Origin of the sequence: Oceanobacillus salinisoli, assembly GCF_009733865.1 — a bacterium.
Taxonomy (GTDB): domain Bacteria; phylum Bacillota; class Bacilli; order Bacillales; family Amphibacillaceae; genus Oceanobacillus; species Oceanobacillus salinisoli.
Genome location: NZ_WOFB01000061.1, coordinates 1 through 1607, shown reverse-complemented (window position 1 = coordinate 1607; position 1607 = coordinate 1). Strand labels below are relative to the sequence as shown.

Annotated in this window: 1 protein-coding gene; it reads left to right on the top strand. The window is 38.9% G+C overall.

Going from position 1 to position 1607, the window contains the following annotated elements:
• The first annotated feature begins 84 nt into the window (after positions 1–84).
• Positions 85–1374, top strand: coding sequence for a purine/pyrimidine permease (locus GMJ66_RS20270; RefSeq protein WP_231515003.1), 1290 nt, complete (start codon positions 85–87; stop codon positions 1372–1374).
• Positions 1375–1607: the final 233 nt, after the last annotated feature.

Below are 1607 nucleotides of genomic sequence, written 5' to 3'. Positions count from 1 at the left end.
CGGTCCTTTTCATCCTCCTTTTTGAACACGCACTTATAGGCCACTCAAACAGGTATTTATCATTTTCAATTAGGAGTGTTCGCTTTGAACAATACGTTAAATGCAAAGACTGTAATGGAAACCATTCAATGGTTTGTGTTCCTACTGGCAAACACGGTTGCCATGCCTATTGTAATCGGAGCAATTTACGATATGAGTTTGATTGAGGTATCTGGTTTAATGCAGCGGAGCTTCTTTGTCATTGGTGCAGCTTCCTTGCTTCAAGCTCTGTTCGGTCATCGCCTTCCTATTATCGAAGGACCAGCAGGAATATGGATTAGTATATTTTCAGTAATGGCAGTTACTGGATTACATAATGGCACTTCTTTAAACGGTACATTACGTTCACTGGAAACCACCATGATCTTAACTGGTTTCATTTTATTTTTATTCGGAGCTTTTAAAATTGCCCAGAAGATTTTGCCCATTTTTACTCCACTGGTTACCGGTACCTTCTTTTTATTATTAACGGTTCAATTAAGTGGTACATTTTTAAGCGGGATGCTTGGCTTACAGGGAGATACAAGCACCATCCAGCTGACAGAGGCAACACTTGCATTTATTACCTTTTTTATTATCCTCGGTTTATCTGTATTTGCTCGAGGCTGGTTAAGTAATTTTGCGGTCTTTATTGGGATTATTATCGGCTGGGTTTCGTATCTCATCGTTGTGGATCAACCTAGTTACAACCAGAATGTCAATTTATTTTCTATTCCCGAAATATTTGCATTTGGCATGCCAGCAATTGATTTAAGTGTGGTGCCAATGGCTTTTATTACAGCAATCATCATTATCTCCAATGTTGTTGCATCCATCATTGCTGTAAACCAGACATTGGGAGTAGAATCGGAGGAGATGAATGCACAAATGAATAAGGGAACCGCCTTCTCAGGTATCAATCATGGTCTTGCAGGTATATTTTCAGCCATTGCCAATGTTCCTTTAGCTGTTTCTTCCGGCTTTATTGCCTTAACAGGACAAAAGCGAAAAATGCCATTTATTTATGCTGCGATTCTACTCATCTTCATTGCATTCTTTCCGCCAATTATTTCACTGATTTCCAGCATTCCATCTCCTATCGCAAATGCAGCATTAATGGCTTCCTTTATTCAGTTGGTTGGATTAGCGATCCGTAATCTGGCATCCGTACAGCTCGACTCAAGAAAAGCTACCATTGTTGGGATTGCTTATCTCATTGGAATGGGAACGATGTTCTTGCCAACAGAAGTATTTGTCGACTTGCCTTCGATTTTACAAAATGTAATAAGTAATGGTCTATTAGTAGGTACGATACTGGTTATCCTCATGGAACAATTATGGAAAGAAGAGAAATAACAGCCCATACTTTCCATCAAGCTCTTTTCGCAAGTTTTAATTTTTTAACCTCGCAGTAGATATAAACTGACATAACTTTAGATGATGTCAGAGTATCAAATTACCTCTCTGGAAACACACTACACTAGTTCGCAGTTTATAAATTTAGTTACAAAAACAACCAATCTTTTTGAAAATAAAAACCGCCACTTCCCTAAGAAAAGCGCAAGCGCCCGTTTAGTGACGTACGGACT